General features: G+C 37.2%; 26 protein-coding genes and 1 pseudogene. 8 read left to right on the plus strand and 19 right to left on the minus strand.

Annotated elements, in window-relative coordinates; translation table 11 throughout:
* Positions 1 to 121: 121 nt before the first annotated feature.
* Positions 122 to 1,147 (minus strand): AraC family transcriptional regulator, encoded by a 1,026-nt coding sequence (locus tag ACPF64_RS13695; protein WP_426453923.1) that lies wholly within the window; start codon positions 1,145 to 1,147, stop codon positions 122 to 124.
* A gap of 191 nt (positions 1,148 to 1,338) precedes the next feature.
* Here ACPF64_RS13695 and ACPF64_RS13700 point away from each other — a divergent pair, with 191 nt between their 5' ends.
* Both ACPF64_RS13700 and ACPF64_RS13705 read left to right on the plus strand, forming a co-directional pair.
* Positions 1,339 to 2,259, plus strand: coding sequence for an alpha/beta hydrolase (locus tag ACPF64_RS13700; RefSeq protein WP_426456149.1), 921 nt, complete (start codon positions 1,339 to 1,341; stop codon positions 2,257 to 2,259).
* A 17-nt stretch (positions 2,260 to 2,276) separates the two neighbouring features.
* A complete protein-coding gene (locus tag ACPF64_RS13705) occupies positions 2,277 to 3,119 on the plus strand; it encodes an SDR family NAD(P)-dependent oxidoreductase (protein WP_426453926.1) in 843 nt (280 codons plus the stop codon).
* A 94-nt stretch (positions 3,120 to 3,213) separates the two neighbouring features.
* Here the strand turns inward: ACPF64_RS13705 and ACPF64_RS13710 are convergent, their stop codons facing one another.
* Positions 3,214 to 4,113 (minus strand): LysR family transcriptional regulator, encoded by a 900-nt coding sequence (locus tag ACPF64_RS13710; protein ID WP_192833262.1) that lies wholly within the window; start codon positions 4,111 to 4,113, stop codon positions 3,214 to 3,216.
* 110 nt (positions 4,114 to 4,223) lie between these two features.
* Between ACPF64_RS13710 and ACPF64_RS13715 the strand changes: the two genes are divergently transcribed.
* Both ACPF64_RS13715 and ACPF64_RS13720 read left to right on the plus strand, forming a co-directional pair.
* Positions 4,224 to 5,147 carry an alpha/beta hydrolase gene (locus ACPF64_RS13715; protein ID WP_426456150.1) on the plus strand — a complete coding sequence of 308 codons (924 nt, stop codon included), beginning with the start codon at positions 4,224 to 4,226 and terminating at the stop codon, positions 5,145 to 5,147.
* A gap of 156 nt (positions 5,148 to 5,303) precedes the next feature.
* Positions 5,304 to 6,188, plus strand: coding sequence for an alpha/beta hydrolase family protein (locus tag ACPF64_RS13720; RefSeq protein WP_426453928.1), 885 nt, complete (start codon positions 5,304 to 5,306; stop codon positions 6,186 to 6,188).
* Positions 6,189 to 6,379: 191 nt separating this feature from the next.
* On the opposite strand, the gene ACPF64_RS13725 is transcribed toward ACPF64_RS13720, so the two are convergent.
* The 3 genes and pseudogenes from ACPF64_RS13725 to ACPF64_RS13735 all read right to left on the minus strand — a co-directional run bounded on the left by ACPF64_RS13725 (position 6,380) and on the right by ACPF64_RS13735 (position 7,665).
* Complete coding sequence (locus ACPF64_RS13725) at positions 6,380 to 6,766, minus strand: hypothetical protein (protein ID WP_426453930.1); 387 nt, start codon at positions 6,764 to 6,766, stop codon at positions 6,380 to 6,382.
* A gap of 223 nt (positions 6,767 to 6,989) precedes the next feature.
* Positions 6,990 to 7,166 (minus strand): annotated as a pseudogene (locus ACPF64_RS13730) (TetR/AcrR family transcriptional regulator); the annotation flags it as partial.
* Positions 7,147 to 7,665, minus strand: coding sequence for a GNAT family N-acetyltransferase (locus ACPF64_RS13735; RefSeq protein ID WP_426453932.1), 519 nt, complete (start codon positions 7,663 to 7,665; stop codon positions 7,147 to 7,149). The pseudogene ACPF64_RS13730 and the gene ACPF64_RS13735, both read right to left, overlap by 20 nt.
* A gap of 165 nt (positions 7,666 to 7,830) precedes the next feature.
* On the opposite strand from ACPF64_RS13735, the gene ACPF64_RS13740 reads away from it, so the two are divergent.
* The 4 genes from ACPF64_RS13740 (at position 7,831) to ACPF64_RS13755 (ending at position 11,428) form a co-directional block, all read left to right on the plus strand.
* Positions 7,831 to 9,093 (plus strand): hypothetical protein, encoded by a 1,263-nt coding sequence (locus ACPF64_RS13740; RefSeq protein WP_426453934.1) that lies wholly within the window; start codon positions 7,831 to 7,833, stop codon positions 9,091 to 9,093.
* A gap of 46 nt (positions 9,094 to 9,139) precedes the next feature.
* Entirely contained in the window at positions 9,140 to 9,649 is a 510-nt protein-coding gene (locus ACPF64_RS13745) for a helix-turn-helix domain-containing protein (RefSeq protein WP_270902241.1), read from the plus strand.
* A gap of 5 nt (positions 9,650 to 9,654) precedes the next feature.
* Positions 9,655 to 10,524 carry an IS3 family transposase gene (locus ACPF64_RS13750; protein ID WP_426456114.1) on the plus strand — a complete coding sequence of 290 codons (870 nt, stop codon included), beginning with the start codon at positions 9,655 to 9,657 and terminating at the stop codon, positions 10,522 to 10,524.
* A gap of 463 nt (positions 10,525 to 10,987) precedes the next feature.
* Complete coding sequence (locus ACPF64_RS13755; protein ID WP_426453936.1) at positions 10,988 to 11,428, plus strand: HD domain-containing protein; 441 nt, start codon at positions 10,988 to 10,990, stop codon at positions 11,426 to 11,428.
* A gap of 35 nt (positions 11,429 to 11,463) precedes the next feature.
* Here ACPF64_RS13755 and ACPF64_RS13760 read toward each other — a convergent pair whose 3' ends face one another.
* The 14 genes from ACPF64_RS13760 to ACPF64_RS13825 all read right to left on the minus strand — a co-directional run bounded on the left by ACPF64_RS13760 (position 11,464) and on the right by ACPF64_RS13825 (position 25,877).
* Positions 11,464 to 12,108 carry a hypothetical protein gene (locus tag ACPF64_RS13760; RefSeq protein ID WP_426453938.1) on the minus strand — a complete coding sequence of 215 codons (645 nt, stop codon included), beginning with the start codon at positions 12,106 to 12,108 and terminating at the stop codon, positions 11,464 to 11,466.
* 11 nt (positions 12,109 to 12,119) lie between these two features.
* A complete protein-coding gene (locus tag ACPF64_RS13765) occupies positions 12,120 to 13,091 on the minus strand; it encodes a 5'/3'-nucleotidase SurE (protein ID WP_426453940.1) in 972 nt (323 codons plus the stop codon).
* 232 nt (positions 13,092 to 13,323) lie between these two features.
* Positions 13,324 to 14,484 (minus strand): hypothetical protein, encoded by a 1,161-nt coding sequence (locus ACPF64_RS13770; RefSeq protein ID WP_426453942.1) that lies wholly within the window; start codon positions 14,482 to 14,484, stop codon positions 13,324 to 13,326.
* Positions 14,477 to 15,805 carry a TolC family protein gene (locus ACPF64_RS13775; protein ID WP_426453944.1) on the minus strand — a complete coding sequence of 443 codons (1,329 nt, stop codon included), beginning with the start codon at positions 15,803 to 15,805 and terminating at the stop codon, positions 14,477 to 14,479. The genes ACPF64_RS13770 and ACPF64_RS13775 overlap by 8 nt, the downstream gene beginning before the upstream one ends.
* The gene (locus ACPF64_RS13780) at positions 15,802 to 17,388 is read right to left on the minus strand and encodes a GH3 family domain-containing protein (RefSeq protein ID WP_426453946.1); all 1,587 of its coding nucleotides are present in this window, start codon (positions 17,386 to 17,388) and stop codon (positions 15,802 to 15,804) included. The genes ACPF64_RS13775 and ACPF64_RS13780 overlap by 4 nt, the downstream gene beginning before the upstream one ends.
* On the minus strand, positions 17,385 to 18,173 hold the full coding sequence (locus ACPF64_RS13785; protein ID WP_426456151.1) for a hypothetical protein: 789 nt from the start codon (positions 18,171 to 18,173) through the stop codon (positions 17,385 to 17,387). The genes ACPF64_RS13780 and ACPF64_RS13785 overlap by 4 nt, the downstream gene beginning before the upstream one ends.
* A 188-nt stretch (positions 18,174 to 18,361) precedes the next feature.
* Positions 18,362 to 19,909, minus strand: a complete 1,548-nt coding sequence (locus ACPF64_RS13790) for a DHA2 family efflux MFS transporter permease subunit (RefSeq protein ID WP_426453948.1) — start codon at positions 19,907 to 19,909, stop codon at positions 18,362 to 18,364.
* 25 nt (positions 19,910 to 19,934) lie between these two features.
* Positions 19,935 to 20,996: an HlyD family secretion protein gene (locus ACPF64_RS13795; RefSeq protein WP_003651829.1), complete on the minus strand. Its 1,062-nt coding sequence runs from the start codon at positions 20,994 to 20,996 to the stop codon at positions 19,935 to 19,937.
* Positions 20,997 to 21,692: 696 nt separating this feature from the next.
* Positions 21,693 to 23,153: an indoleacetamide hydrolase gene (gene iaaH, locus ACPF64_RS13800; protein WP_426453951.1), complete on the minus strand. Its 1,461-nt coding sequence runs from the start codon at positions 23,151 to 23,153 to the stop codon at positions 21,693 to 21,695.
* A gap of 91 nt (positions 23,154 to 23,244) precedes the next feature.
* Complete coding sequence (locus ACPF64_RS13805; RefSeq protein ID WP_426453953.1) at positions 23,245 to 23,964, minus strand: helix-turn-helix domain-containing protein; 720 nt, start codon at positions 23,962 to 23,964, stop codon at positions 23,245 to 23,247.
* 181 nt (positions 23,965 to 24,145) lie between these two features.
* Positions 24,146 to 24,550 carry a hypothetical protein gene (locus ACPF64_RS13810; protein WP_035364285.1) on the minus strand — a complete coding sequence of 135 codons (405 nt, stop codon included), beginning with the start codon at positions 24,548 to 24,550 and terminating at the stop codon, positions 24,146 to 24,148.
* Positions 24,551 to 24,561: 11 nt separating this feature from the next.
* Positions 24,562 to 24,945, minus strand: a complete 384-nt coding sequence (locus ACPF64_RS13815) for a hypothetical protein (RefSeq protein ID WP_035364283.1) — start codon at positions 24,943 to 24,945, stop codon at positions 24,562 to 24,564.
* A complete protein-coding gene (locus ACPF64_RS13820; RefSeq protein ID WP_005040512.1) occupies positions 24,926 to 25,195 on the minus strand; it encodes a hypothetical protein in 270 nt (89 codons plus the stop codon). The genes ACPF64_RS13815 and ACPF64_RS13820 overlap by 20 nt, the downstream gene beginning before the upstream one ends.
* Position 25,196: 1 nt before the next feature.
* Positions 25,197 to 25,877, minus strand: coding sequence for a hypothetical protein (locus ACPF64_RS13825; protein WP_426453956.1), 681 nt, complete (start codon positions 25,875 to 25,877; stop codon positions 25,197 to 25,199).
* Positions 25,878 to 25,989 lie beyond the last annotated feature (112 nt).

The raw sequence follows: 25,989 nt of genomic DNA on the forward strand, positions 1-25,989 counted from the left end.
AAAAGAATAGAGAAAATACCGCTTTATGAGATTTTTGTCCGTTAATCGGACAAAAATATTTAAGAAATAACAGCTATCTATGCAGCTTTTCATCCTATTAATGACTATACAAAGTAAAACTCTACAGTAATTTATTCATTTCCTCTCGGGCTTGTTGCGGTGTTTTACCCGACCACTCTTTATAAGCCCGTGTAAATGGGCTGTGCTCTGCATATCCCAATAACAATGCTATTTCTACAATTTGTAGCCTTGGATCTTTTAAATACGATTTTGCTAATTCGTAACGGACAATATTTAATTCTTTTCGAAAGTTCGTACCTGCCTCGGTTAAACGGCGTTGTAAGGTTCTACGCGAATAGTTTAATCGCTCTGCAAGTTGTTCAATAGTTGGTTCGCCTTGATGAAGTAAGTAAGCAATCTGTTTACGGACTTGATCTGTAATTTCATCAATATGTGGCAGGCTTGCCAGTAACTTGTCGGCATGTTTTTCAAGTATGGCAACTAAGGTGGCGTCGGAGTTTTTAAGCGGTAGACTTAAGACTTCCTTATCGAAACGCATAAGTGCCACGGGCTGTTCAAAAAGCACAGGACAACCAAAATAATCTTCATAAGGCTTAATATTTTCAGGCTGTTCATGAATAAAATGTATTTCTTTTAGTTTTTCTTTTCCCCTAATGAGGTTACGGCAAAATTGAACTATAACGGTACGACCAGTTTCATCCGCTAAGCTACCGACTTGATCACCTTGTGTATCCCATGAAAGCTCTACATATTCAGTATGAATGTGAACAGTGGCAGGATAAACATCATAAACAAGCCGCTGATATCGCTCAAACCTTTCTAAAACTGCCCCCAGATTTTCACAGGCAAGAAATACTGACCCTAAAACACCTAAATGCTGAGCTGTAATGGTTTGCCCCACATGTAAACCAATGAAAGGGTCATTTAAATAATCTTTAGCAATAATGAGAAGATTTTCCCAATGGTCGATATCAACGCCTTCTAAATGATTTGAATCTGCTTTAGGCCACGGTTCACCCAGCACCTTTTCTGGATCATGTCCTAGTTTTTCCAGATATTCAAATAATAACTGAACATAGATTTCAGAAATCCTTCTTCTATACAACGGCTTATTCAATCCATTCATCTCGTATAGTTCTAATTTGGCGCCAAATATCAATTAGTGTACTTAAAGCTTTTAAACAAAAGCAAATGACTAAAAATACCTGCTCAATCCAAATTTTGGCGCAAAGTGTCAAGCAATATGGCAGCTTTTATCAAGCCCTATCTCATTATTTTTCAGAAGATAGCGTTATAGCCAATATTGAGAAAAATATGATGGGTAAAAGTCTAAATAAAGTGCCCCAAGCGCCACTGGATGTTCAATTTGATTCAAATGGCATGAAATGCAGTGCCTATCTATATCGTCCAGCGACCGAGGCCACTACACCAATTATTGTGATGGCGCACGGTCTGGGTGGTACTCGTAGAATGCGTTTAACAGCTTTTGCAGAGCGCTTTGTGGCAGAGGGTTATGCTTGTTTAGTGTTTGATTATCGCTATTTTGGTGATAGCGAAGGACAACCTCGACAATTACTAGACATAAAAAGTCAGCTTGAAGACTGGAAAGCAGCTATTGCCTATGCACGTAGCCTAGACAAAATTGATCCAAACCGCGTAGTTATATGGGGGACTTCTTTCGGTGGAGGCCATGTGCTGGCAATAGCTGCTGATGATAACCGGCTTGCTGCTGTTATATCACAATGCCCTTTCACTGATGGTTTTTCATCCAGCATGGCAATGAACCCAATAACTACTCTTAAGCTCACGGGTCTCGCTTTAAAAGACAAGATTGGATCAATGCTCGGCGCCAAGCCAGTCATGGTGCCTCTTGCAGGTCCATCAGGACACACAGCATTAATGAATGCACCTGACGCTTATTCAGGCTATCTCGCACTCATGCCTTCAGGTTCAAATATTCCAAACTATGTCGCTGCACGTTTTGTACTCGACATCATACGCTATTACCCAGGCCGTAAGACATCACGTGTTCAAGCGCCAGTCTTGTTTTGCATCTGCGATACCGACTCTGTGGCCCCCTCCAAAACAACATTGCGTCATGCGAGTCATACACCCAATCATGAAATTAAACACTACGCCTATGGTCATTTTGAAATTTACGTTGGAGAGGCGTTTGAGTGTGTCGTTAGTGACCAGATCGACTTTCTTAAACGTACTGTTCCAGTAGCTCAAGCTTAAGTTCAAGGAGTTTAAAAATGGCTAAATACGAATTAAAAGATAAAGTTGTGGTGATTACAGGCTCAACAGGTGGCCTTGGCATTGCGATTGCTCAAGCATTACAGGTCAAAGGTGCAAAATTAGCACTACTAGATTTAGACCTTAATAAAGTTGAAAGTCAGGCAAAACAGCTAGGTGGAGAAAGCATTGCCGCAGGTTGGGTAGCTGATGTATGTTCCTTGGAAAGTCTAGAAAGTGCTATGGCAAATGCTGCTAAACACTTCGGTAAAATTGATGTAGTGATTGCAAATGCAGGCATAGCTTCAACCGAAGCACTAGAACATATGGCTCCTGAAACCTTTGAAAGAACGATTAATATTAATCTTACAGGAGTATTTCGTACTTTCCGCGCAGCTATACCGTATGTAAAACAAACTAAGGGGTATTTACTGGCTGTGTCTTCAATGGCAGCTTTCGTCCATTCCCCGTTAAACACTCACTATACTTCTAGTAAAGCTGGTGTTTGGGCTTTATGCGATAGCCTTCGTCTGGAATTAAAATATTCAAATATTGGCGTTGGTAGCCTTCATCCAACTTTTTTTAAAACCCCATTAATGGACACTATTCAAAATGACCCAGCGGGTAAAGCTGTGTGGAAAGGTAACTCGGGCATTTGGAAATATATATCTATAGAAGAAGTTGTCTCGGGTGTAGTTGAAAGCATAGAACGGCGTAAAGATATGACAGTTGTACCTAAAATAAATACACCAATTGCCAAAGCACCCGCATTGTTTAGAAATGTGATTGAATTTTTAGGTTTCAACCGTAAACAGCTTAAACAGACCATGCTCTTGGCAGAGAAAAACCATAATTCATTTTAGGTCTTTTAAGACACGGATGTTTTGAGATATCCGTGTTTATTTAACTAGCAGCAAAATCCTAATCATTAGCTCAAATCATAAGTCTTATGCGCAGCTATTTTTTATTAAAATTTTCTTTTAATGCATCAATTAAGATATTTAATAAAGGTGCTTGCTCACGTCTGTGGGGATAATACAGATGATAAGGTTCATAGCTATGTCGCCAGTCCTTTAGCGTTTCTTCTAACTCACCACTTTCAATATAAGGCTGAACCATATCAATAGGTAGATAAGCGATTCCTACACCGCTCCTTACTGCTTGAAGCACTGGAGATAAGGTTGTAAAAATAACTTTAGCATTAACAGTAATTGTTTGTGTTTTACCTTGTTTGGTAAATTGCCAACGATAGAGTTCACCATGTGTGGGTAATCTTAAATTAATACACTGGTATTCCACTAAATCTTTTGGATGCTTTGGGTGACCATAACGAGCTAAAAACTCTTTGGTTGCAACAGTGAGCATTTGTATTGGCTCACTCACCTGTAAAGCGATCATGTCTTTAGAAACCAAACCACCTCTTCTAAGTCCTGCATCAAAACGCCCTTCTACAATATCGATAAGACCATAATCAGATATGATCTCTACTGAAATTTTTGGAAATTGTTGTATGACTTTTTCAACTGCTGGCCATAAAACACTTTGTATTCCATATTCATCTGCACTAATACGTAATGTTCCTGCTGGATCATTTTTTAAAGCACTAATTTGATTTATGCCATTTTCTATTTCTTCTATTGCAGGTTGAAGCAAATTCAGTAGATATTCACCTGCTTCTGTAGGTGCCACACTCCGTGTTGTTCTTGATAATAGTTTTATGCCAATTCGATCTTCTAAATTACGGAGTGTTTGGCTAATGGCTGACTGTGACGTCCTGAGTTTTGCCGCTGCACGGGTAAAGCTTCGCTCTTGAGCAACGACCATAAAAGTATGCAAATCATTTAAATTTTCTTTCATTATTTATAAGTATTCAATATAAGTGCTATCTGATTATAGTGGATTATCATAATAAATCACCACGGTTATATTTATTTCATCGACCTAGTTCCTCTTTCGGAGAGAAGATGATGAAAACTGTAACTTTCAAAAATAAAAACATCGATGTTTCTGCAACTATTCGTTTTCCAAAAGATTTTGATGAAAACAAAACATATGCAGCGATTGTATGTGCCCACCCAATTAGTAGCTGTAAAGAACAAACTGCTGGCACAATTTATGGTGAAAAACTCACTGAAGCTGGTTTTATTACTTTAGCATTTGATGCATCGTATCAAGGTGCTAGCGGTGGCGAACCTCGCTTTCTTGAAGACCCTGCAACACGTGTAGAAGATTTCCGCTGTGCAGCCGACTATTTGACAACGCTTAGTTATGTTGATGAAAACCGTATTGGTGTATTAGGTGTATGTGGAGGCGGTGGTTATGCTGTCAATGCGGCTATGACTGAACGCCGTTTTAAAGCTGTAGCAACTGTTGTGGCAGCAAACTATGGCCGTTTAATGCGTGAAGGTGACCAGACACCAGAAGCTGCTATTAAAACTTTAGAAGCCATTGCAGCACAGCGTACTGCCGAAGCGCGTGGTGCTGAACCATTTATTACCCAGTACATTCCAAACTCACAGCAAGAGCGTGAACTAGCTGGAATCAATGATATTGATATCAAAGAAGCGATTGATTACTACAAAACCCCTCGTGGTCAGGCAGAAGGTTCACCAAATAAACTTCGCTTTTCAGGTTTAGCCGCTGCTGTTGGGTTCGATGCATTTCATTTGGCAGAACACTTGCTCACTCAACCCTTACAAATTGTGATTGGCGATATAGCAGGTGGATTCGGTTCTTATCGCGATGGTTATGAGTTGTATAACAAAGCTGCTTCTAAAGATAAGAACCTTTTTGTGGTTAAAGGTGCAAGCCATTATGACTTATATGACCAACCTGAACCTGTTGCTCAAGCTTTAGAAAAAATTATTCCGTTCTTTCAAAAATATCTTTAATTCATAAATTGGAAAGTTTCTCAATCGGAGAAACTTTCCAAACCTTGTCTTGAGTATTCAATTTAGCAAAAACAATTAATAAATTTATATATTGATTTTAAATTTCAACAGATAGAAAATCACTCGCAATCATAAATAACTACAATAGAGTTCTATATGCTTCCTAATAAGAAAAAGAATATAGCCCTTTGCTACATTCTTCCTTTGATTTTAGTTATTGGCTTCTATGTCTTCTTTCGTGTATCTATTCTTCCTTATATTTATACCAAGCAAGCACAGCATCAACTTTTAACAGCAAATAATCAAACAACTGAGATTTATTGGAAAGAACCAGACCTCTTAGCTGATAAAAAGTATCCAGCAATTATCTTCTTACATGGCATTCAGAAGGATAAACAAGGTGCTAAAGCCTTTGTACGCTCAGGCTTGTTAAATGAATATAGTAAAAAGAACTTTTTTAGTTTTGCTGTATCTATGAGTGGATATGGTGAGTCCTCTGGTAAATCAGATTTTTGTGGTAAAGCTTCACAAAATAATCTTGTACAAGCTATTAATTTTGCTCGCTCACAACCTCATGTTGACCCAAATAAAGTTGCGGTGATTGGTATTAGTTGTGGTGCGTCTATAGCAAATGTCGTGTCTGACTCTGGAAAGATAAATGCTTTGATTCTGGTATCTGGGTTTTATGATTTTAAAGGTATGTATGCTCAGTGGCGTTCTAACACTAGAACGCTACCGTCAAATGTAATGAAAGAAATAAATGAATCCATTACTGCTGAAAAAAACATAGAAACTGCATCCGCGGCTAGATCATCATTACCGATTTCGTCTCACTATCCACCTACTCTTATATTAGTTAGCACCAAAGACCCAATTGTTGATCCGAATCAAAGTGTCCAACTACATCAATTACTCGACAATAAAGGTATTCCGACTACTTTAGAACTTATTCAAGATGCCAAGCATCCTGTGCCTGCTAACATATGGAAAAATAGAAGCGAAATATTTTTGGAAAATACTTTGAATATAAAAATTAAGTAAAGGATTTATAATTTTTACACTTGAGTCCACCCTTCGATAGGGTGGACTCTTCCTTTAATTTAAAATCAGGTTTTACCATCAATATTAAGTTTTAGGAATTGACTCTACATTATTTGTAAAAAATCAGTTTCTGTTAATAGTTTTCGACTCATGTTTAATTCAGCATCAACATAGCAAATACTTTTCATACATTAATAACCTATAACTTGTCTAATAGATGTAAAAAATAATTTACTAGTAATAAAAAATAATAAGAAACTAAAAACAAAATAAATAACAATATTAAGTTTTAGTTTAGCTAAAATTAAAATTGCTTGTACTAAGTTAAGAATATTTAGCAAGAATCCTATACATATTAACAAGATTGCCCATAAAATATCAAAACTTGGGATAAGAGTTATAGAAGTTTCAGGGTGCTTTGCCAAATAGATGCCTAAAAGCATTACTGTAGCTGCTATACCATAATTTCTTACATGATCAAAAATAAATTTTAGATCAACCTTTTGAGGGTCATATTCCAAAATATGGCGTAAAAGTCTCTCAGAAGTTTTCTGTGGTTTTTGATCATTATCAGTCATAAATTTTCTCTATAGTCATTCTGAAGTCTTATAACCTCATTTTACATTAAACAATATTATACAGAACTGTCTGTATAGTTCAATATGAAAAATAAAAGTTCAAATGTATATTCATGGCTATTCTGAGCTTACTCATCTAATTAATTACTCACTGAATTATTTCTCCCCCCTCAAAAATACCTCAACCACTCTCTCATTACCCCCCCAAAAAACTTAAATGCTAAATAACAGCACCTTCTATCATATATAAAAATAGTTTGGCATAAGAAAAAGAAATATCGATTTTAAGTGCTCTACTAAGCTGACTATATAATTCATTAGTCAGCCATGTTCTATATCGCATGGCGGTTTGATAGGCTTTTGAATAGTTATTTCTAGCTTCAAACAAGCTTTTTATAATAAATCGCTGTGCCGCCATAATTCCCATTTGAACTTAATGCAAAATTTGGAATTACACCCACACGAACAAACCCAATTTTGCTATATAAAAGTTCGGACACATCGCCTTCCCGTGTATCTAAGACAAGTAAGCGCAAACCCTTTTCTCTTGAAAAACTTTCTAGCTCATTCATTAGTAAAGTTGCTATTCCTTGTTTTCTTGATGACGTTAGAACCATGAGTTTTTCAACTTCTGCCCTATGAACACCGTTCTTTTTATTCACCAAGGATAATTGAACACTACCTACAATCTTTCCTTGTTGAATGGCAATCCATAGACGGCTATTACCTTGTGCTAATTTATGGTTGACCTCACGCCAATAATTTAAGACTTCGTTCTTTTCCATAGGAGCTAAGAAACCTATTGAAGCTCCGTTATTTACAGAATCTTCTAACAATAGCGATAAGCCTTCTTCATAATCACTAATTTCATTTATCTCTAAAATTTCAATGCCTTTCATATTTTTCTCAAAGTTATTTGAATAAAATTTACTAATTTCGGATCTTTACCTATTAAATTTAAAAATATTGAATTTCCAATATATTATCAACGTTAGTTATTGGAAAATTAGAAAAAAATATATAAATTATAATAATAAAAATATTTTAAAAATTGAGGAATGTTTGTGTCTTTAGAACCAGGTGGCTTTACAGAAAAAATTGGAAATCGTTATGAATCCTCTTGGGTAGCATATCAACTCTTAAAATTATTAGATGAGAAAATTTCTTATGTACAAGTGGAACCTGTTGGTCCAGATGAAGATGCTGTAGATGTTATTATTGGTAATCTGGATGGATCTAGAGAACATCATCAATGCAAAATTGGAAATCTTTCCGATAATGCTTGGACACTTGCCACACTTCAAACCAAACAACTTTTAACAAAAGGTTTTCAACACATCTTATCTGGCTCTAAATCTTACAAAGTTGTATCTAGAATTGGATTTAGATTACTAGAAGATATTTGTGAAAGCGCAAGAAACAGTACAGACTCTAGCTCTGAATTTTTTGAATATCAAATTAAAAATATAAGCCCAGATAGGCTAAAATTATTTAATGAACTATGTAACCGTTTAAATCTAGATTCATCAAGTTTAGATGATTTAGACAAAGCTATTCAGTTTCTAAAGAGTTTTGAAATAACACAATTTAATGAAGATGATGTGGATAATGCATTATTTACACTAATAGCTGAAAAATTAGTTTATCAACCTCCTAGTCATCTTGTTCATTTCCTTCAAATTTACCCTGTTAAGTGCGGTAAGCTAAGAACACGTATTAAATCTCATATTCTTAAAACAGATTTAGAAGACCACCACTTTTCCTTTAAAACCTATCCGGGTGATCCTCATATATCCGCTGTAATAGCAACGCTAAATGATGAATTTGATCATTCAATCGAGCCTTATTTAATATCACAACAAAACATTCAACGTGCCGAGTTCAGTACTACATTAGATACTGTTAATAATAACCCAATCACAATAATTAAAGCTGATGCAGGGGTTGGCAAGAGTGCTTTCTTATTAGATTTGAAAAAACATTTTGTTCGATCTGGGACTATTGTTCTTCCAATTCGATTAGATAGACGAGTTCCTGAAAAAAATCTCGATCAATTTGGAAAAGATTTAGGATTTCCATATTCGCCTATTGCTTGCTTAGAAAAATATGAACAGGGACAAGAAATTATCATTTTGCTCGATCAATTAGATGCTCTTCGTTGGACTGCTCTTCATTCATCAAATGCATTAGATATATGCATTAAAATGGTTAAAGAGATTCTTTTACTACGCCAATATGCCAATACCAATATAAAAATTATTATGGCGACAAGAAACTTTGAGCTCGAAGATGATGTGCGTCTAAAAAATTGGATCAGTGGACTCTGAACTGCACCCCATAAGTTAGACTTTTTAAACTTATAAGGTGTGACCTATGCCAGTTCCAAAGCATTCAAAAGAGTTAAAACTCAAAGTAATTCAGGCTTATTTAGATGGTAGTAAAGGCTATAAAATTCTTTCCAAAGAGTTTAATGTAGATCTCCAAACCATTCGGTTATGGATTGAAAACTATAAGGCACATGGTACTGATGGGCTTAATATTAAAATTCAAAAAACTTATTATTCTTCAGAATTTAAAATCAATGCAATACAAATGCTTCTTGATAAGATACCCGTAAGAGAAGTAAGAAGACGGTTAAATCTGAGCGGGACGTCAATTTTAAGAAGATGGCTAGCTCTGTATCATAAAGAAGGGATTGCTGGGTTTAATACTAAACGGACTTATACCAATATGACTAAGCAAGATAAAACTAAAACAGTGAAACCAACAAGAGATGATAAAGACAAGTCTCAGCAAGAGCTCATTGATGAGCTTACAGCTTTACGCGCAGAGGTCGCTTTTTTAAAAAAGCTAAAAGCCTTAAAACTGAAGCAACGTACTTAAATTCAATTTGTACTGCAGACAGTGTTCAAATTATTTCAGAATTAAGGCAAATTTATCCATTAAAGCTCTTACTCAGTATTGCCAAGATAGCCCGTAGTACTTATTTCTACCACATGAAAGCTGTACGTACTAATGATAAATATACTGAGTTAAAACAGCAGATTAAGTCCATATACCATAAGCATAAGGGATGCTATGGCTATCGTAGAATTACTCTTGCTCTGAAAAGTACAGGAATAATGATTAACCATAAATGTGTATATCGACTCATGAAAACTATGGGACTTAAATCACGTATCAGAGCACTAAAATATCGCTCATATAAAAGTGGTTGTGTCGGGATAGTGGCTGATAACGTTTTAAAACGGCAATTTAAAGCAAATCGACCAAATCAGAAATGGGCAACTGATGTAACGGAATTTAATGTGAACGGTGAAAAACTTTACCTATCCCCGATTATCGATTTATTTAATGGGGAAATTATTACATTCCGAATCCAACGCAAACTCAATTATGAGTTAGTAAAAGATATGCTCATTCATGCTTTGGCTAAACTTAAACGACATGAAAAACCAATTCTCCATTCCGATCAAGGATGGCAATATCAAATGGCTCATTACCAACAGCAACTAAAACAACATGGTTTAATTCAAAGTATGTCTCGTAAGGGAAATTGTTTGGATAATGCTGTAATAGAAAGCTTCTTTGGAATATTAAAATCGGAATGCTTTCATGGTGAAAAATTTCAATCAATTGATGAATTAGAGAAAGCTATACAAGAGTACATTCATTATTATAATCATGAGAGAATCAAAGTGAAGCTACAAGGTTTATCCCCTGTACAATATAGAAATCAGTTTTTAAAAACTGCTTAATTAACTGTCCAACTTTATGGGGTCAGATCATTCCACCGTAAAAGGGGCACACAGGGATTTCCACAAAAAAGTTAGACTTTTTCGTGTACTTTGGCTGATGGTCTGCTAAAACCAACTGGCAATGTAGGCCAGCACGCAAATGGTAATCTCCAATATTTGAAGTGTCAATGTAAAATTGGCTAGAAAATATTTAATTAGTTATTGTTTTTCATTTAATTACATAATTAAGGAAATTCTTAAGTAATATTTTTAATCTACCCTTATATCATTAAGTTAAAGTTTAAAATTTCAAAAACTTAATTTCTAGATTGGCCCACCTCAACTAAGAATGAATAAATAAAAATGAATGACTACTGTTATTAAAGAGAGTTTTTATGAGTGGCTATTCAGTATAAAATTGTATTTAAGCGTCCCATCTCACAAAGTAGGCCGTGTCATATACTTAAAGTGATAAGAGCAAAAAATGACTCAAAATAAAGTTGAACTCGCAGAGAAATTGTCAAAAGAATCTCATCAAGGTCAAAAGTATGGTTCTCATGATTACTTTGATTACCATATTAAAGGTGTGGTCAACTCATTAATTGAGCACCGATTTTCAGAAGTCTATATTATTACAGCCCTTCTCCACGATAGCGTTGAAGACACACCTCTTACGCTAGACAAAATCGAAAGTTTATTCGGAAAAGAAGTCCGTGATGCCGTTGATGCATTAACTAAACGAGAAAGTGAAACACGCGAAGAATATTTAATTCGTTGTAGTTTGAATCCGATTGCTCGAATCGTGAAACTTCATGATGCAGCCTTTAATGCGCATAACTCACATAAAGAAAATAATCAATCACGAGTAGATTATTACCTTCAAACCATGTTAATTGTTTCAACAGCACAAGATAGGTTGGAATAAAAAGACAACGAAATGAATCCGTTGCCTTTTTATTTTTAAGATTGTGCAAAAGCCCAAATGTCTTTAGATGCAACCGTGTCAGATACAAGTCTAAAACTCATAGGCTCTAAGTCTTCATCTACCACAACATAACCTTTCGAGTTATTTTTTAGTGCATCACACTTATTATCGGTAAGTTGATAATTCGCCGTATTCGCTAATGCACTTTCAGTAATAACACCTGTAAACACACAATTTGGGTCTTTCGAGACAATCTTACCTTGTGCATTCACCTCGGCATTTACCGTTGTTCCATCTGGAAAAGATAAATCGTATGTGCCGGCTAATTGATTAATCAAAAGTTTTTGATCATCAATTTTTTCATAATGTGCTAATTCAACGGTCATCGCTTGATTAGACTGATTGCTCTGCCAAGCTTTGGTTTTTGCGTCATAGCTCATCACAATTTTGGCACGGTTTTCGTCATCATCTAAAACCAATAATTTAGAACCATCTGCACCAGAATAGTATTTACCCGCCATAGGTAACTCTTGATCAGTTTCGGTACTAATAATATAAGTACCGACATCTAAGCTCGGAGCAAGTGCAGGTTTTTCAGTCGAGACTTGGTCATTGTTGTCATCATCATTACAAGCTGCCAAGCCCATTCCAAGAAGTAAAACCAACAAACAACGTTTCATGGTCTTTCTCCTTACTTGTTAAATAGGCTTTTTAAACGAATTTTGAGCCATTCTTGAGCTGCTGGTCGCTGGTCGTAAGCAACTTGCATTGCAGTCACAGCAATTTTGCTTTGCATGACGGCGCTTTCATCCGACATTTGAGCTGCGGTTGGCGCCGATGGTGCCGCATCAATCCCTAGACCAAATTGGTTGTTGCCTTTATTGTCTTTCGTCACTTGGAACTTCAGTTTATATAAGTCATACGTCCCAATTTTTGAAAAAGCAAAAGGTGTGCTGGTTGTTAAATTTTTAGGGAAATTTACATTTAAGGTAATGCCTTTTGGCAACAATTGGCCCTTGCCTACCTTAGCTTGTAATTCTTTTAATAACACTACGGTTTGTTTTGCCACAATTGCAGAGTTAGGGTTGTTTAAAGTTTTATCATCTACCGTGTTGGTATCTGCGCTTAATGCAATAGACGGAATGCCACGGCCCGCTGAAAACTGTACATTACCAATCGTGCCAGAGTGCACAACGACTTTTCCGACATTTTGACCTTCATTCGGGCCAGATAAAACTAAGTCTGGCGCTTTACCCCAACGCTTTGGTGCAACCACATCTAGTCCATAAACCGTTGCCATCACTGGTGTACCGTGCGTGTAATTCCAGTCACCATTGGTATAACCAGCTTTGGTAAAAGTCCCCGCAGCAGGTGCGCCAATTGGTGCTGCACCATTATGACAACCGTTTTCAGCCGCAATTTGCTTATCATTATCCGCAGAAATGGTTGTTGAGCTGTACATGACAATTGCGCCACCACGACCACTTTGTGGTGAACAAGGCACAGACACAAGCACGCTATGACCATTTGCTTTTAATTCATCATAGAGTGCTTTGACATTGCTGGTTAGACCGTCATCGTTAACCAATAAAATATTTAATGCAAAAGCTGGAGTTGTACACAAAGACAGAATAAGACCGCCCAATAAACTTTTTTTCATCACTTAACTACCATGTTCTTAAATTTCGATTTGTATAGTAGTTGCGCTATATGTACGTTTAGTGACTACGCATCAATAAAAATTAAAATACTTTTCTATTAAAAATTAAATAATTATATTATAAATTATCGCTATATTTTCTTTTATAAACTGATCTTCAACTTCAGCTCTCATCTTCAAAATGACAAAACCCACTTCCGTGGGCTTCATTCAAAGTATCACTTCAAGCTTTAAATCAAATACGCCCAACTTCTAAATATGGAATCAAGTTTTTATCAAAATGTGGCCTTGGGTCGCCTTCATAACTAATAAAACCATGCATACCCGTTAAACGCTCACCTTTATAAAACTGGTTTAATTGATAGCGCGGGTCTTTATGTGAAAGCGTAAAGCTCACCACACCAACGCCCTGCTGTTTTGATTTGTTATAGGCATCTTCGAGCATTTTATGATGCAAAGCCAAATCTTCTGGATGGCACATTAAGGTGTGTAGCACATGGTACTGAATAGAGTCGCAAAGTTTAGGCAAACGCATGCCTTTAGTAATTGGAGTTAGCAAGTTATAAACGGGTCTGAAAATTCCAATGACTGAACTGTAATGCAAAATTTTGGTTTGTTTAATGCTGTGCTGATCCCACAAGCCAAACATGCCCACCAGTTTTTCACCTTTAAAATAAAGTGAAAAGTCCGAGAGCTTTATCCCTGAAAAATACTGATGTCCTTGGGCAAGTTCTTCAAAGTTATAGGCTGGAATAAAATTATAAAACTCTGCCATGTCGCTAATAAACTGATTCATGGCTGCCACATGTTTAGCTTCGGCTACACATGTACGAATCTCTTGAAGATCACTCTGATTAGCTTGCTTTAAGAAAGCCGTGATTTTTCTTTTTGCGCCCGTGTCGGTCAGACTTAATGTCTCAATGAGCCCTTCATCATAATAATCAGGCATTCCCGTTTTGCCCGTTTGAATGGCAGCGCGCGCGGCGTGGTTATCATCAAAAATAATCATTTGGCTAAAGTTCGGTTCATGCATGGTCTGTTTTACATGCTTTGCCAAAACCTTCACCAGTGATTTACCACGATAGTTGTGGTCTACCCGCAAATCACCTGCGTATCGTAAGTTTTGAACGTTCCGATCGACATAACATGGGCGATGACCATTGCTATAACAAGCAACATGCTTCTGACTCTCGGTGTCTTCAATCACGACATGTAATTTATGTCGATACACAATGTCGGAAGCTTGAAAATAACTGGGTTCACGCTGAAAGCTAATTTGTATCCCTTTGGTGGTCATGGGTACGGCAATCAAGTCTCTTAAAGCCTGATCATCTGCCAAAGTTGCTTCTCGGGTAATGAGCGTATTTTCAGCAAGTGGTGGATTTGTTTTATTCATTATTCACCTGTTGTGCGGTCTGTACGGGAACCAAGTTATTTAAACGCCCCATTTGGTCGAGTAGCTGATAGACAAACATGACTTCGTCTTGATCATTCACTGTTTTTTGGGTTTGTACATCAAGTAGCTTCTGCTCGGTATTCAGCAAATCAAAAGTCGTTTTCGTGCCGACATCAAACTCTTTACGTGTGTAGACAAAGGCAATCGACGCTGCCTCTATGGCATTTGCCAGTGCTTCTTTATTTTGTCGAATGGTTTGAAGCTGCGCATAGCTCGTGCGTGTACGCTTATTCAAATCTAGTTCAAGACTTCGCGTTTTTTGGTTAGCCAAATCTATATCGGCCTGTGCTTTTTTGACATTGGCCCGATTTAAACCATCATCGTATAGCGGTACATTCAACTGCACCCCAACCATATAGTTATTACTTTCGGAGCCAATATAGCTTGCTTCATCTTGCTTTCCGGCACGGCTGGTGAGCATGACCGTAGGCCAAAGTTCACGTTTAGTTAAAGCATATTGTTTCTCGGCAGCCTGTTTTTCATATTTGCTACGCATTAAAGCTGGATGATTTTTGGTTTGAGCCAAAATTTCATCTAAGTTACCGGGAATAGCGGGTAGTTGTTTAATCGCAACAAGGTTTTCAGGCGTTACACCTGTCACTTGATAAAACTGTGCTTCGCTTACGGTCAAGTTAGATTGAGCCTGTGTAATATCGGCTTGGCCTTGGGCAACTTGTGCCAAAACTTGAGCCAAGTCCGCACGAGTAATCATACCCACATCAAAACGGCGCTTCGATTCATATAAAGACCGTTGCAGATTTGCCATAGTCTTTTGTCTGAGTTCTAAAATCGCTTTCTTTTTTAATACGTCGGTATACACCATGACGGTATTTAAAATAGTTTCCGATCTTTGGTCTGATAGACCTTGGTTTTGTGCAGAGAGCTGGCTTTCGGCAACATCAATTCCTAAACGATGCCGTCCAGAGGTATAAATCGGATAATCCGCCTGCAATTGCAAACTTCGACCTTTACGGTTTCCTTCAGTGGGAAACAGCACTTGTGAAGGCGTATCTATTCTTTCATAGTCAAGTTGCCCGACTAAATTGACTTTAAGCCCATCACGCTGTTTCGCTTGTTCAAGCATAGCGGTTGACTGGTTCACGCTTAAACGGCTGACTTCAAGCTGACTTTCATGTCTTAAGCTGGCAGACAATGCCTCATCTAGAGTCATGGCATGTGTATTCGACACAACCAACACGCCAAGATACAAGGCGTGTCGAAGTGTTAAAAACCGAGTATTAAATTGCTTCATCCCTTTCATAGTTGTTCCAAACTATTCAGGGTGACTTTTTTGAGTGGCTCAGGTTTGATATTGCCTTCGATAATGCCATCAAACATGACCAATTTTTTGTAGGCATTCCACCCATTATTGGCTTGACGAATTTGAGGTTGGTCGAGCTGTCCCAAGTTTCGTGCAAGTTCATAATGGAAGTTTTGACGCAAGATACTGTCGATATATTCATTGTTAATACTGTGATGAATTTCGCCTTCAAAAAGCACGCAATAAAACGGCTTAACGTGTTGCTCGGTATCAATCGCCAGTAAAGAAATCGCTTTAGATTCCGTTTCATTTAACTGCGACAATAATTGCTGGGCAGTTTCAGGTGCGAGTTTCTCACCAACCAGATCTACACCAAAACGGCGGCCTTGGAACTCAAAACACGGGATTTGCTCTATAAAGCCAGTCACGCGTAAGCAATCATCCATACAGTAACGAAGCAAACCATTACCCGAGGTAATGAGTGGACTCACCACATCCCCTTGTTTAAGCTGCCACGATGGAACGATTTGTCCTTGTTTTTCACCCTCTAAATATTCAAATTCATAGAAGTGACTTTGATACGCCAGTGGGTATTGGTCGTTATAGGGAATCGTGACTACACCTTCTGTCGCCCATAGACCTTTTCCTTCAAACTGAACACTGGGTAATTTCTCTTTTAATTTTTCGGCCCAAGCTTTTGAACCTGCTGTATCCCAACTCGACACTAAACTTAACTTAGGCCATAGCTGTTTGAAGTCGATCTGTTCGCCGTTTGAACTATCAATTAAGGCTTGAGCGCTTTCAGGACTATGCGGTGCAGTCACTTCTTTTAATGAAGCCTGACGATTGCTCCATGAACCACTTTGTAAAACTTCAATCACGTCTTGTTGTAGTAACTCCAAACGCTCAAGCAATTGCAACGCAAAAGTTGGACTCCACACCGAAATCATGGCTAAGTTACGGTTTGCCACCAAATAGCAAATCGTTGCAAAGAGTGCATCATCGGCATTGGCTGCAAATGCAACATTACTTGGAACCGCTTGGGTAAATTTAGATAAAATTCGCTTACCTACACCCAGTAGCGCACTATCATCATTTAGGTTTTTGTCTTTTAAAACTTCACGCTGACTTTCAGGTAACCATGACACCGACCAGTAATGCGTTCCCGAACTAAGCTGTGGGCATTTACGGTATAGACTTGCCATCCACGGCGCAATTGCATGGTCAAGCTCATCTAAAAACAGCTTGGTGTATGGAATAAACTTGATTTGTTCACTCGAGCCACTGGTTGGTTGGAAACGAACCAGCTTACTGCTCGACAGTGACAACTTTTGTTCACGATAACGCTGAATGTCTTCTCGCCATGCGCCGTAACGTGTCGCAGGAAATGATTTTACAAACTGCTCATAGTTTTGAACTTTTTTGTCTTTAGCAAATGTAGAGGTCTGTAAAATCGAATGCAGAATTTGACGTTGTGTTGCTTCTAACGCATTAAACCGTTTTTGAAAATTACGATCAGATGCATCACACCATTTTTTTAAAATAAGATGTGAACCCGTGGTCAGCCATTCATTAGATTTCATTGGATGGCCTCTCTGCGTTTTGTTTTATGTGTTACACAGGCTTCAAATTTTCCCTTGCTCGTGGGTTTAGTGATGAGCTTTACTGGGAAACGAGCGAGATCTTTCCAGCCTAATCGACCAATACACGGTAATTCTGTACCCGCACTCCATGTTGGATTCATTTGCTCAAAGAAATGAATATTTGGGTTCTTTTGTCTCATTTCGGCAGTAATCGGTGCGACTTCACCTTTTAATGGTTGATAGTCATCACCAAAGTTTAATAAGCCAGCTTCACGGTCGTAGTATTCCCCAAAGAATTTCTCACAGTAATGCTCAACCACTTCCGAGAGATGCTGATTTTCATCTTTAATATTTGGGTAATACACATAATAGTTATTGGCGAGTAAGAGATAGGTTTTATAGCCCTTAGAAATGAGTAGCCAATAGAGTTCGTTAAATGGATATTTGATTCGAAGCTTGATCATGAGTTTGAGCATGGTACTTTGCAGACTACGCGTGCCCCAAAACTTCTTCAAAATGACCGTATCACCGCTAAATAACACGGTGTAATCTTTACCATTTAAGTAAAAGTGCTGCACAACAACGGTTGAGAACCCCACAATCTCATCTGTTTCCGAGTCAAAAATTAAGATCGCACCACTTTTATTTTGGAAATCATCTACGAAAATAGAAAATCTCGTATTTTCATAATACTGTTCGTAAATGGAATACATCACTTTTAATCGGTCAGTATCGATTTGCTCTTTTTCAAAATATTGACCATAAGTCGTGTTTTTCAGGTTCAATTTTGAAATCAGTTTATACGTTGTATTAATCATAATCCTTTAACCTTCCACCTCTAATTTGCGAGTTTTCCGATCTCATCTACCGATATTAGAAAACTCATAAAAATGTTCTTTTTCTATGAAGGGATACGTTTTGATATGCCCTATTGTTTTTCATTCTTTGAAAGCTGCCCTTTATTTCTAAATAGCTACATATTCATTTTCTTCCCCCGATCCATAAAGATGGTTAAAAAGGCGGTCACAAACATGATGATTGCGAGCATGCGTAATAAATCATTAAAACTAGATGTAAGTGCCTGAAAATGAATGTCACGATAGATCACACTGAGCGCAATTTGCTGTGCATTTGAGCCGACTTCCTGATATTGCGCTGTGAGCTGATCGAGTCTTTCTATAAAGATCCAGTTCTGCGGGGTCATAGACTGATTAATCTGGGTAACATGTAGCGCAGTCAACCAGTCTAATGATGAGTTAATCAGCGCCAGTCCAACCGCTCCGCCAATATTGCGCATCAGGTTATAAATACCGCTGGCATCGGCCACTTTACTCAGAGGCAAAGTACTCATGGCTAAATGCGAAACCACAATCAGACAGATCATGAGACCAATGCCACGATAGATTTGCGGCCAGAACATAAAGTCATAATCGCTGTGAATGCTGAGGTGAGAATTGAGCCATACGCCAAAGCCAGCCAGAATCATTCCAATAAACACAGTTTTGCGGGTATCAAAATTGGGAATGAGCCACGCAAGAAACGGCGCAAAGCAGAACATGACAATACCTGTCACCATCATGACGTGACCAATTTGGCTACTGTTCATTTCACGGACTTGCCCCAAAAACACTGGAATCATGTAACCCAAGCCATAAAGTGCCATACCAATCACAAAAGTTGTGATGGCACTTAAGGTAAAGTTTTTGTTTTTAAATACAGATAAATCGAGCAAAGGCTTGGGTTGGGTAAAACTTCTAGAGAAGAAGATCATGCCGCCCACAACACAGACCATGAAAGCAATCCGAACGCCTGTGTCTGCAAGCCAGTCGTGCCGTGCACCTTCATCAAGGAAATATTCAAGTCCACCTAAAAACATCGTCATGCCAATGAGGCTAAACCAGTCCATGCTTTTGATGAGTGAATGATTCGCACGGTCAATATTTGGACCTGAGTAGATGACCGTGGCAATGATAATGCCCGGAATAATATTAATCAGGAACATCCAGTGCCATGAGAAGTTATTGGTTAACCAGCCGCCAATGGTTGGGCCAATGGCTGGACCTAAAGTACTGATCATTCCAAACATGACCAAAGGCAATGAGCGTTTTGGTTCAGGGAAAAGTAAGTACAATGCCGTCATGGAAGTCGGAATCATCCCGCCGCCCATAAAGCCTTGAATGCCACGGAAAACCAGTAAACTCTCTAAGTTCCATGCCAACGCACAAAGTAAAGAACTGATGGTGAAGCCAATCGCACAGATCGTGTAATACACCCGTGTTGAAAGCACCCGTGAGACAATACTCGACATTGGAATCGCGATAATTTCGGCAATTAAGTAAACCGTTTGCACCCAAGTCACTTCATAGCGACTTGCACTCATGCCGGCTTGAACTTCGTTTAAAGAACTCGCCACAATCTGAATATCAAGAATCGCCATAAAGTTGCCAAAAATCATGGCAGCAAAAATTGCCCAAGCCGTCTTTGCGGGAAACTTCCACTCAGCGTCAATATGCTTATTCATTTCTTATTACCTAAAAATTTTATTATTAAGTTCTTAGGTCAACCGTAGCGCTAACCGACATTCCGGGTTTTATAAGATCAATATGCGGGCTTGAATCTATGGCAATGCGTACAGGAATACGTTGAACAACCTTATTAAAGTTGCCTGTGGCATTGTCTGGTGGCATGAGTGAGAAAGTTGCACCAGAGGCTGGAGAAAAGCTTTCAATTGTTCCGCTGTAAGTCAGGCTTGGGTAAGCATCAAGTTTTAATTTAACTTTCTGACCAATATGCATTTTTTCAATTTGGGTTTCTTTGAAGTTCGCTTGTACATACAAACTATTTTCAGGAATAATCGCCATTAAGCGAGTTTGCGGAGAAACACGTGATCCTTTCTGGATCGCAAGGCTTCCTATTTTCCCTGCGACTGGGCTCACCACTTTTGATGAAGCCAAATCAATTTGGTAAAGGTTTAAGTTTGCATTGGCACTTTGAATATCAGCCAAAAGTTGCGCTCTACTGGCTTGTAAACTACCCAACTGAGCTTCTGCTGCATTTACGGCGGCTTGTGCCTTGCTTAGCTGTGCCTGAGCAGTTAAATATTGAGATTGAACCCCTTCAAAGTTTTGACGGGTAATTACCCCATCTTTTAATAAATCTTGATAACGTTCAAAATCTTTTCTTAAGCGAGATAAGTCTGCTTGTGCCGCAACAACGCCACTATTTGCTTCAGTAATGGAAGACTTGGCAGACTTTTCATTTTGTTGTTGTACGCCTAGCGCTGCTTCTTTTAAGCTCACGACAGAGCTAGCCTGATCATAACGAGCTTGGTAATCACGATGGTCTAAGACAGCTAAAGTTTCCCCTTTCTTTACAAACTGATTATCGTTAATTAATAACTCCATCACTTCGCCTGAAATCTTTGGCATTACCCAAGTGACATCAGCTTGCACATAAGCATTATCAGTAGATTGATAAAATCGGTATACAAAAAAATAATATATAATGCCCGCGACTAAAAATAACAGCAGGACACTAAAAACACCCCAAGTTATCTTTTTTCGACTTTGGAAATTAGTATCAGTTTCTAGCTGAGCTACGTTATCCATATTCATTCCGTTTATTTGTAATATTCGATTTTTTATTTACACCAATAAACTATTAGCGTCTTTTTTACGTAACTTTTCACTTGGTTTATTCAATGAATCGTGAAAGCGTAAAATTTGGTGCAAATTATGATTCTTAAATCGATTAAATATCATTGACCGTTTTGACATATATTTTTTCTATTTACGCCAATAGATTGCATGCTATAAAAAATATGTTTAAAAATTATGTAATTTTATATTTTTTGAAATTTCTATTTATAACCCATTATCTAGAAATTTAAGTTATTAATTTTAATCAATAACTTAAGGTGATTATTCTTCTTATTAAAGTGATTAATTGACAGGAAAATTCATTGCACCCATATTAAAAATCAGCATTCAATTTGTAGTACTTATGTAGAATTAATTAAGGCAATATGTAATTTCAAAAAGAGTTATCGATAAGTTTTATAATATTTATAGAAACATAAAATATAAATATTCTTATTTATCAAAATAGTTAAACAAAACTTATTAAAGACGTACTTTAATAAATTTATGATTAACTACATTAAGTGGAATAACATGAAAATTTCCAGACCAAATCCAACTCACCCTTAAGAAACCAAGCATTATTAACGAATAAAATTAATCTTAAAAAAGAGTTACTTTTAACTCTTTTTTATTTAAAAAATAGAGAATTATCAGTTTATTTTTTTACTTATTTAAAACCCTAAAAATTTCTTCTAAAGTCACGCCAATCGCAAGTATTTCACTATCCTGATGAGGTAAACCATCAATCTCCAACCCAATTGGTAGTTTCGATTTCGCTCCCTTTCCAATGGGTAAACTCAGTCCAGGTAATCCGATATTACTGCCGGGGTCTGTATTTCGAATCAGTGTCTGGAAATTTTCAATTGAACTGACTTGCTCGTTTACTAGTGGTGCAACGATGGCTGATGTCGGGAATAATAAAGCATGTAAGTTATGCTCTTTAAATGTGTTTTGATAGAGTTCCAGCAATTGTGGACGAGCGTCACTGATGGCTTTTTCATAGAAAGGTAAAACAGGAACAAGTTGACCCGTATGATCTTGAGTTAATTGAGGAAGGATATTCTGTTTAAAAATTGCCTGAACATCTGGGCTTGAGATCTGATCAACTACAGTCTCAATAGTCAAATTTACATGATGATCTTTCAAATATTGAATAAGATCATATTTACCTTCATAGATGACCACCGGAAATGAAATAGCGTGATTGAGTTGTTCTAAATTCGTCATATCGACAGTAACAATTTTGACTCCCGCATCTTTTAAAAGACCAAGTGCAATATGAGCTTGTTGATGAACATCTTCATCTAAATGATTCCAAAAATATGGATTGATACCGAGTCTAATTTGATGAGGCTGTAATGGTTTTTTTCTTGGCTCTTGAGTAATCAGCTGATCAATTAAGATAATGTCAGATACTGTATGTGCTATAGGGCCGGCAGTATCCCGCGTATGTGAAATTGGGGTAATACACTCTTGTGAATATCTTCCTACCGTTGGACGAAAGCCGACACAACCATTTAAAGCACTCGGTAATCTAATAGAAGCGCCAGTATCTGTACCAATCGCAATCTGAACCATTCCTGCGGCAACAGCCACAGCACTACCTGAAGAAGACCCGCCAGCAATATGTAATGGGTTTACCGCATTTCGTGTACCCACAACACCTTCAATGTGCATGGCAGTATTATAACCCGTTACGCCAAAGGCTAGTTCGTGCATATTGGTTTTACCAACAATGACCGCGCCGTGATCAATGAGCTTTTGAATAATCGGTGCAGAGCTTTGAGGCTTAAAATTAGCTAAAGCTGGTGTGCCTGCACTATTTGAGAAACCTTCAACATGAATATTATCTTTAACCGCAATTAAAATGCCCATCAAAGCTGGACATGGCTTTCCACTAAGCAGATATTTATCCCAATATTGAGCTTGTTGAATTGCTGAAGCTTTATCTGTGCTAATAAATGCATTTAAAGATTGCTGTTTTTCAATAGTGGCGAAGTAATGATGGACGAGCTCTTCGCAAGATATTTTTCTTTCATGAATCAATTTAGTGATGACATCAACTGAAGCATTTACTAAACCCTGTGATTCAATCCAATTATTTTTTTCAACTGCATTTGACATGATGACTTAAAATCCATTTAAGTTGCGATTTTAAGAACTTAGTACAAATTGCTCATTCATTCGTATCCTCAAAATTGAGGATTGCTTTGTTTTAATGCTGAATCAATAAAGCCATTTCAGTGCGATTATTGCAGCCTATTTTTCTCATGGCATTATTTAGATGAGTTCTTAAAGTGGTAAAGCCAATACCAAGTAAACTTGCCACCTCTTTATCACTCAAACCTTTAGATACCAAACGAACTACTTCTTGTTCACGTGGAGTCAGACCATATTGTGTTGATAAATCTAGTGGTAAGGCTTGGGTAAAATAAGGTTCAAGTAGATTTAATATTCTTTTTTCACGCTCACCAAACATGTCGGCGTCTTGTGCACGCCAAATGCGTAAATCGCCAATATCTATACCATTTCGGACAAAATAAATATTTATGCCGTGATACAAACCATAGGCTTTTAAAAACTCATTGTAATAGCTTGTTTTTTTAAGGTCAGCAAGAGGCATGACTTCGTTTACAAATGTTGGTTTCTGAAGTTTATGAAGCTGTGCAGTAATAGGGTCATCAAATTGCCAAACACACTCATAGTCCTCCATCGCTTTGGGGTCGATTTTCCATATCACACCTTCTCTCGATAAGTTATGTGTTGAATCCCAAATGTAAGATGCGGCGAAATCAGCCCGTAATAAGATGGCAATATCTGCAATGATATTTTCACGTAAATTATATTGCCCTTTTCTTGAGCCAAGTTTCCATAATATTTCAGAAAACAATGTAAACTCAGACGGGCTGAAATCCTTTTCTAAAAGTGCGGTCATAGTCTACCTATTTAACGCAAGCCATCGAATTTTGAGAGGATCGGTTAAGTGCTTCCTTTGAACTTAATACCAATCCCATCCTTTCTATAACATATCTATTTTTTGATTTGGTAGGTAAATATTAGTTATAAGTTAAAGACGCGGGTTCAACTCACACCATCCCATGTGAAAGTCACTATTTTCATCTTAAATCCCAATCTTGCTCTACCCCTCTATTTCTACATTCCAAGAAAGATTTTAAATGAAACTTTCCAATCGCTTTAAGTTTATCTTCATCGCTAGAATATAGGGGGTATTCATATGCCTGAAGAACTATTTGTCGTTGCTTCATTTTCATATCTTCAGGAAGACTTCCTTCATCTGCTGTTTTATATACATAGTCAAAAGACAGTCCATTTTGTCTCCCTTCCATGATTGCTTTTGCTAATTCAGAAAGAGTTTTACATTTACTATCCCTTGTTTGTATTTCGTATTTTTTATCAATCATCTTAATAAGCTCTTCCTTGGAAGGAAGCTCTATATTTGTATTTGCGAGACAAATTTTAGGCATCAACACTACGGCAACTAATAAAACTATCTTCTTCACCTCAATCCACCTTATTCTAAGCCAGCCAATTCTTTTTGAAATGCATCGGCGCAAGTCATATACATCTTGTTGCTGAACTCAGTAATAGCATTATCTTGATTCTCTTTTGTAGACCACTTTGGTTCTCTATAGGCTTCATAAATAATTTCCCTATGATAGGACTTTATTGGCTCTTCCATATTTTTTTGTTTATTAAGTACAGCAATATTATTTGCAATATTCTCCCCTAACTGTCTAGAAGTCATCACTGATTTTGCATACTCACCAATTCCTCCACAAATTACATCTATTGCATCATTTTTTGTCATTTTCTTTTCTGCATATACATTTACCGAAACCAAAGCAGTACATAGAATAATAAATATTCGGAACATTTTAATCTCGCTTATTTTCATGATATCTCAAGATACTAGCTATCTTTTGGAATAAATACCCAATTAAAAAACCATTAAAGATTATCCCAATACCTGTAATAACCATAATTCCTGACCATACAGTCTCAGTACCATAATAAGTTCTCGGTACTTCAACTCGACCAAACACAAGGATAAATATAAATCCAGATATAACACCTAGAACAATTAATCCCCATCCAATAGCATTACAAACATCACTTTCTTTCATGCCTTGATTTTCTACATTCATCTCAATCAACCTTGTTAAAGTTCTTCAAAACTTTGTAAGTGATATCTTGATTAGTAGCATCAATTACTTCTAATAAAGCGCCTTTATAACCTATTTGCTTAGATTGGCTTAAATCATATTCAACATCATTATTGAATGCAGGACGTGCTTGATTACTTGAAAATTCACGGTAGCCTACATTAATTTTATTTCCAAATTTTCCACTATAAATTAATGTTTGTTGGAAGGAATTATCTGATGCAATTGCTACAGTCTTCATAGTAGCTTGATGTTTATCAGTACAGTTTTTTGCATTAAATATTGTTACTACACAAAGCTTACCTTCATTATCATACATAACTACTTTAAATGGGTCAGCTAAAGGGTTTTTCTGAACCATCCCCCCACCGCTTACAGTGTTGAATGGCTGAAAATATTGCCCTTTTTCATTTTGGCCCGTTTTTAAGTAAATGCCCGGAGTAAGTGAATAGGCAAAGCTAATTTTAATATTCTCAGGCACGTTTAGAACTTCACGATCAACCACTATACCTTGTTCAAGCATTTGATCCCCTACAAATGCTTTATTAACTGAACCAATTGGCGGCTTGCTTATATTTTTAGGGACAGCTTGATAATTGTAGGATGGAGAAGCGCAACCAACTATGCCAATACTTAAAATTAGTAAACTAATATTCTTTTTCATGATTTAACCAGCTTTATAAAGTTCACACAATCTAACAAATTGGTTACTAATTGTCACATATAAAAATAAATAGTAATCTTAAGAATTGTTTAATTTAAAAAACTTGTTTATT

Origin of the sequence: Acinetobacter sp. KB005 (assembly GCF_049949095.1) — a bacterium.
GTDB lineage: Bacteria > Pseudomonadota > Gammaproteobacteria > Pseudomonadales > Moraxellaceae > Acinetobacter > Acinetobacter calcoaceticus.

Excerpts from the sequence above, each read along its gene's own strand:
- ACPF64_RS13695 (WP_426453923.1), bottom strand. The coding sequence starts at position 1,147 with ATGAATGGATTGAATAAGCCGTTGTATAGAAGAAGGATTTCTGAAATC.
- ACPF64_RS13700 (WP_426456149.1), top strand. The coding sequence starts at position 1,339 with ATGGGTAAAAGTCTAAATAAAGTGCCCCAAGCGCCACTGGATGTTCAA.
- ACPF64_RS13705 (WP_426453926.1), top strand. The coding sequence starts at position 2,277 with ATGGCTAAATACGAATTAAAAGATAAAGTTGTGGTGATTACAGGCTCA.
- ACPF64_RS13710 (WP_192833262.1), bottom strand. The coding sequence starts at position 4,113 with ATGAAAGAAAATTTAAATGATTTGCATACTTTTATGGTCGTTGCTCAA.
- ACPF64_RS13715 (WP_426456150.1), top strand. The coding sequence starts at position 4,224 with ATGAAAACTGTAACTTTCAAAAATAAAAACATCGATGTTTCTGCAACT.
- ACPF64_RS13720 (WP_426453928.1), top strand. The coding sequence starts at position 5,304 with ATGCTTCCTAATAAGAAAAAGAATATAGCCCTTTGCTACATTCTTCCT.
- ACPF64_RS13725 (WP_426453930.1), bottom strand. The coding sequence starts at position 6,766 with ATGACTGATAATGATCAAAAACCACAGAAAACTTCTGAGAGACTTTTA.
- ACPF64_RS13735 (WP_426453932.1), bottom strand. The coding sequence starts at position 7,665 with ATGAAAGGCATTGAAATTTTAGAGATAAATGAAATTAGTGATTATGAA.
- ACPF64_RS13745 (WP_270902241.1), top strand. The coding sequence starts at position 9,140 with ATGCCAGTTCCAAAGCATTCAAAAGAGTTAAAACTCAAAGTAATTCAG.
- ACPF64_RS13755 (WP_426453936.1), top strand. The coding sequence starts at position 10,988 with ATGACTCAAAATAAAGTTGAACTCGCAGAGAAATTGTCAAAAGAATCT.
- ACPF64_RS13760 (WP_426453938.1), bottom strand. The coding sequence starts at position 12,108 with ATGAAACGTTGTTTGTTGGTTTTACTTCTTGGAATGGGCTTGGCAGCT.
- ACPF64_RS13770 (WP_426453942.1), bottom strand. The coding sequence starts at position 14,484 with ATGAATAAAACAAATCCACCACTTGCTGAAAATACGCTCATTACCCGA.
- ACPF64_RS13775 (WP_426453944.1), bottom strand. The coding sequence starts at position 15,805 with ATGAAAGGGATGAAGCAATTTAATACTCGGTTTTTAACACTTCGACAC.
- ACPF64_RS13780 (WP_426453946.1), bottom strand. The coding sequence starts at position 17,388 with ATGAAATCTAATGAATGGCTGACCACGGGTTCACATCTTATTTTAAAA.
- ACPF64_RS13790 (WP_426453948.1), bottom strand. The coding sequence starts at position 19,909 with ATGAATAAGCATATTGACGCTGAGTGGAAGTTTCCCGCAAAGACGGCT.
- ACPF64_RS13795 (WP_003651829.1), bottom strand. The coding sequence starts at position 20,996 with ATGGATAACGTAGCTCAGCTAGAAACTGATACTAATTTCCAAAGTCGA.
- iaaH (WP_426453951.1), bottom strand. The coding sequence starts at position 23,153 with ATGTCAAATGCAGTTGAAAAAAATAATTGGATTGAATCACAGGGTTTA.
- ACPF64_RS13805 (WP_426453953.1), bottom strand. The coding sequence starts at position 23,964 with ATGACCGCACTTTTAGAAAAGGATTTCAGCCCGTCTGAGTTTACATTG.
- ACPF64_RS13815 (WP_035364283.1), bottom strand. The coding sequence starts at position 24,945 with ATGAAAATAAGCGAGATTAAAATGTTCCGAATATTTATTATTCTATGT.
- ACPF64_RS13820 (WP_005040512.1), bottom strand. The coding sequence starts at position 25,195 with ATGAATGTAGAAAATCAAGGCATGAAAGAAAGTGATGTTTGTAATGCT.
- ACPF64_RS13825 (WP_426453956.1), bottom strand. The coding sequence starts at position 25,877 with ATGAAAAAGAATATTAGTTTACTAATTTTAAGTATTGGCATAGTTGGT.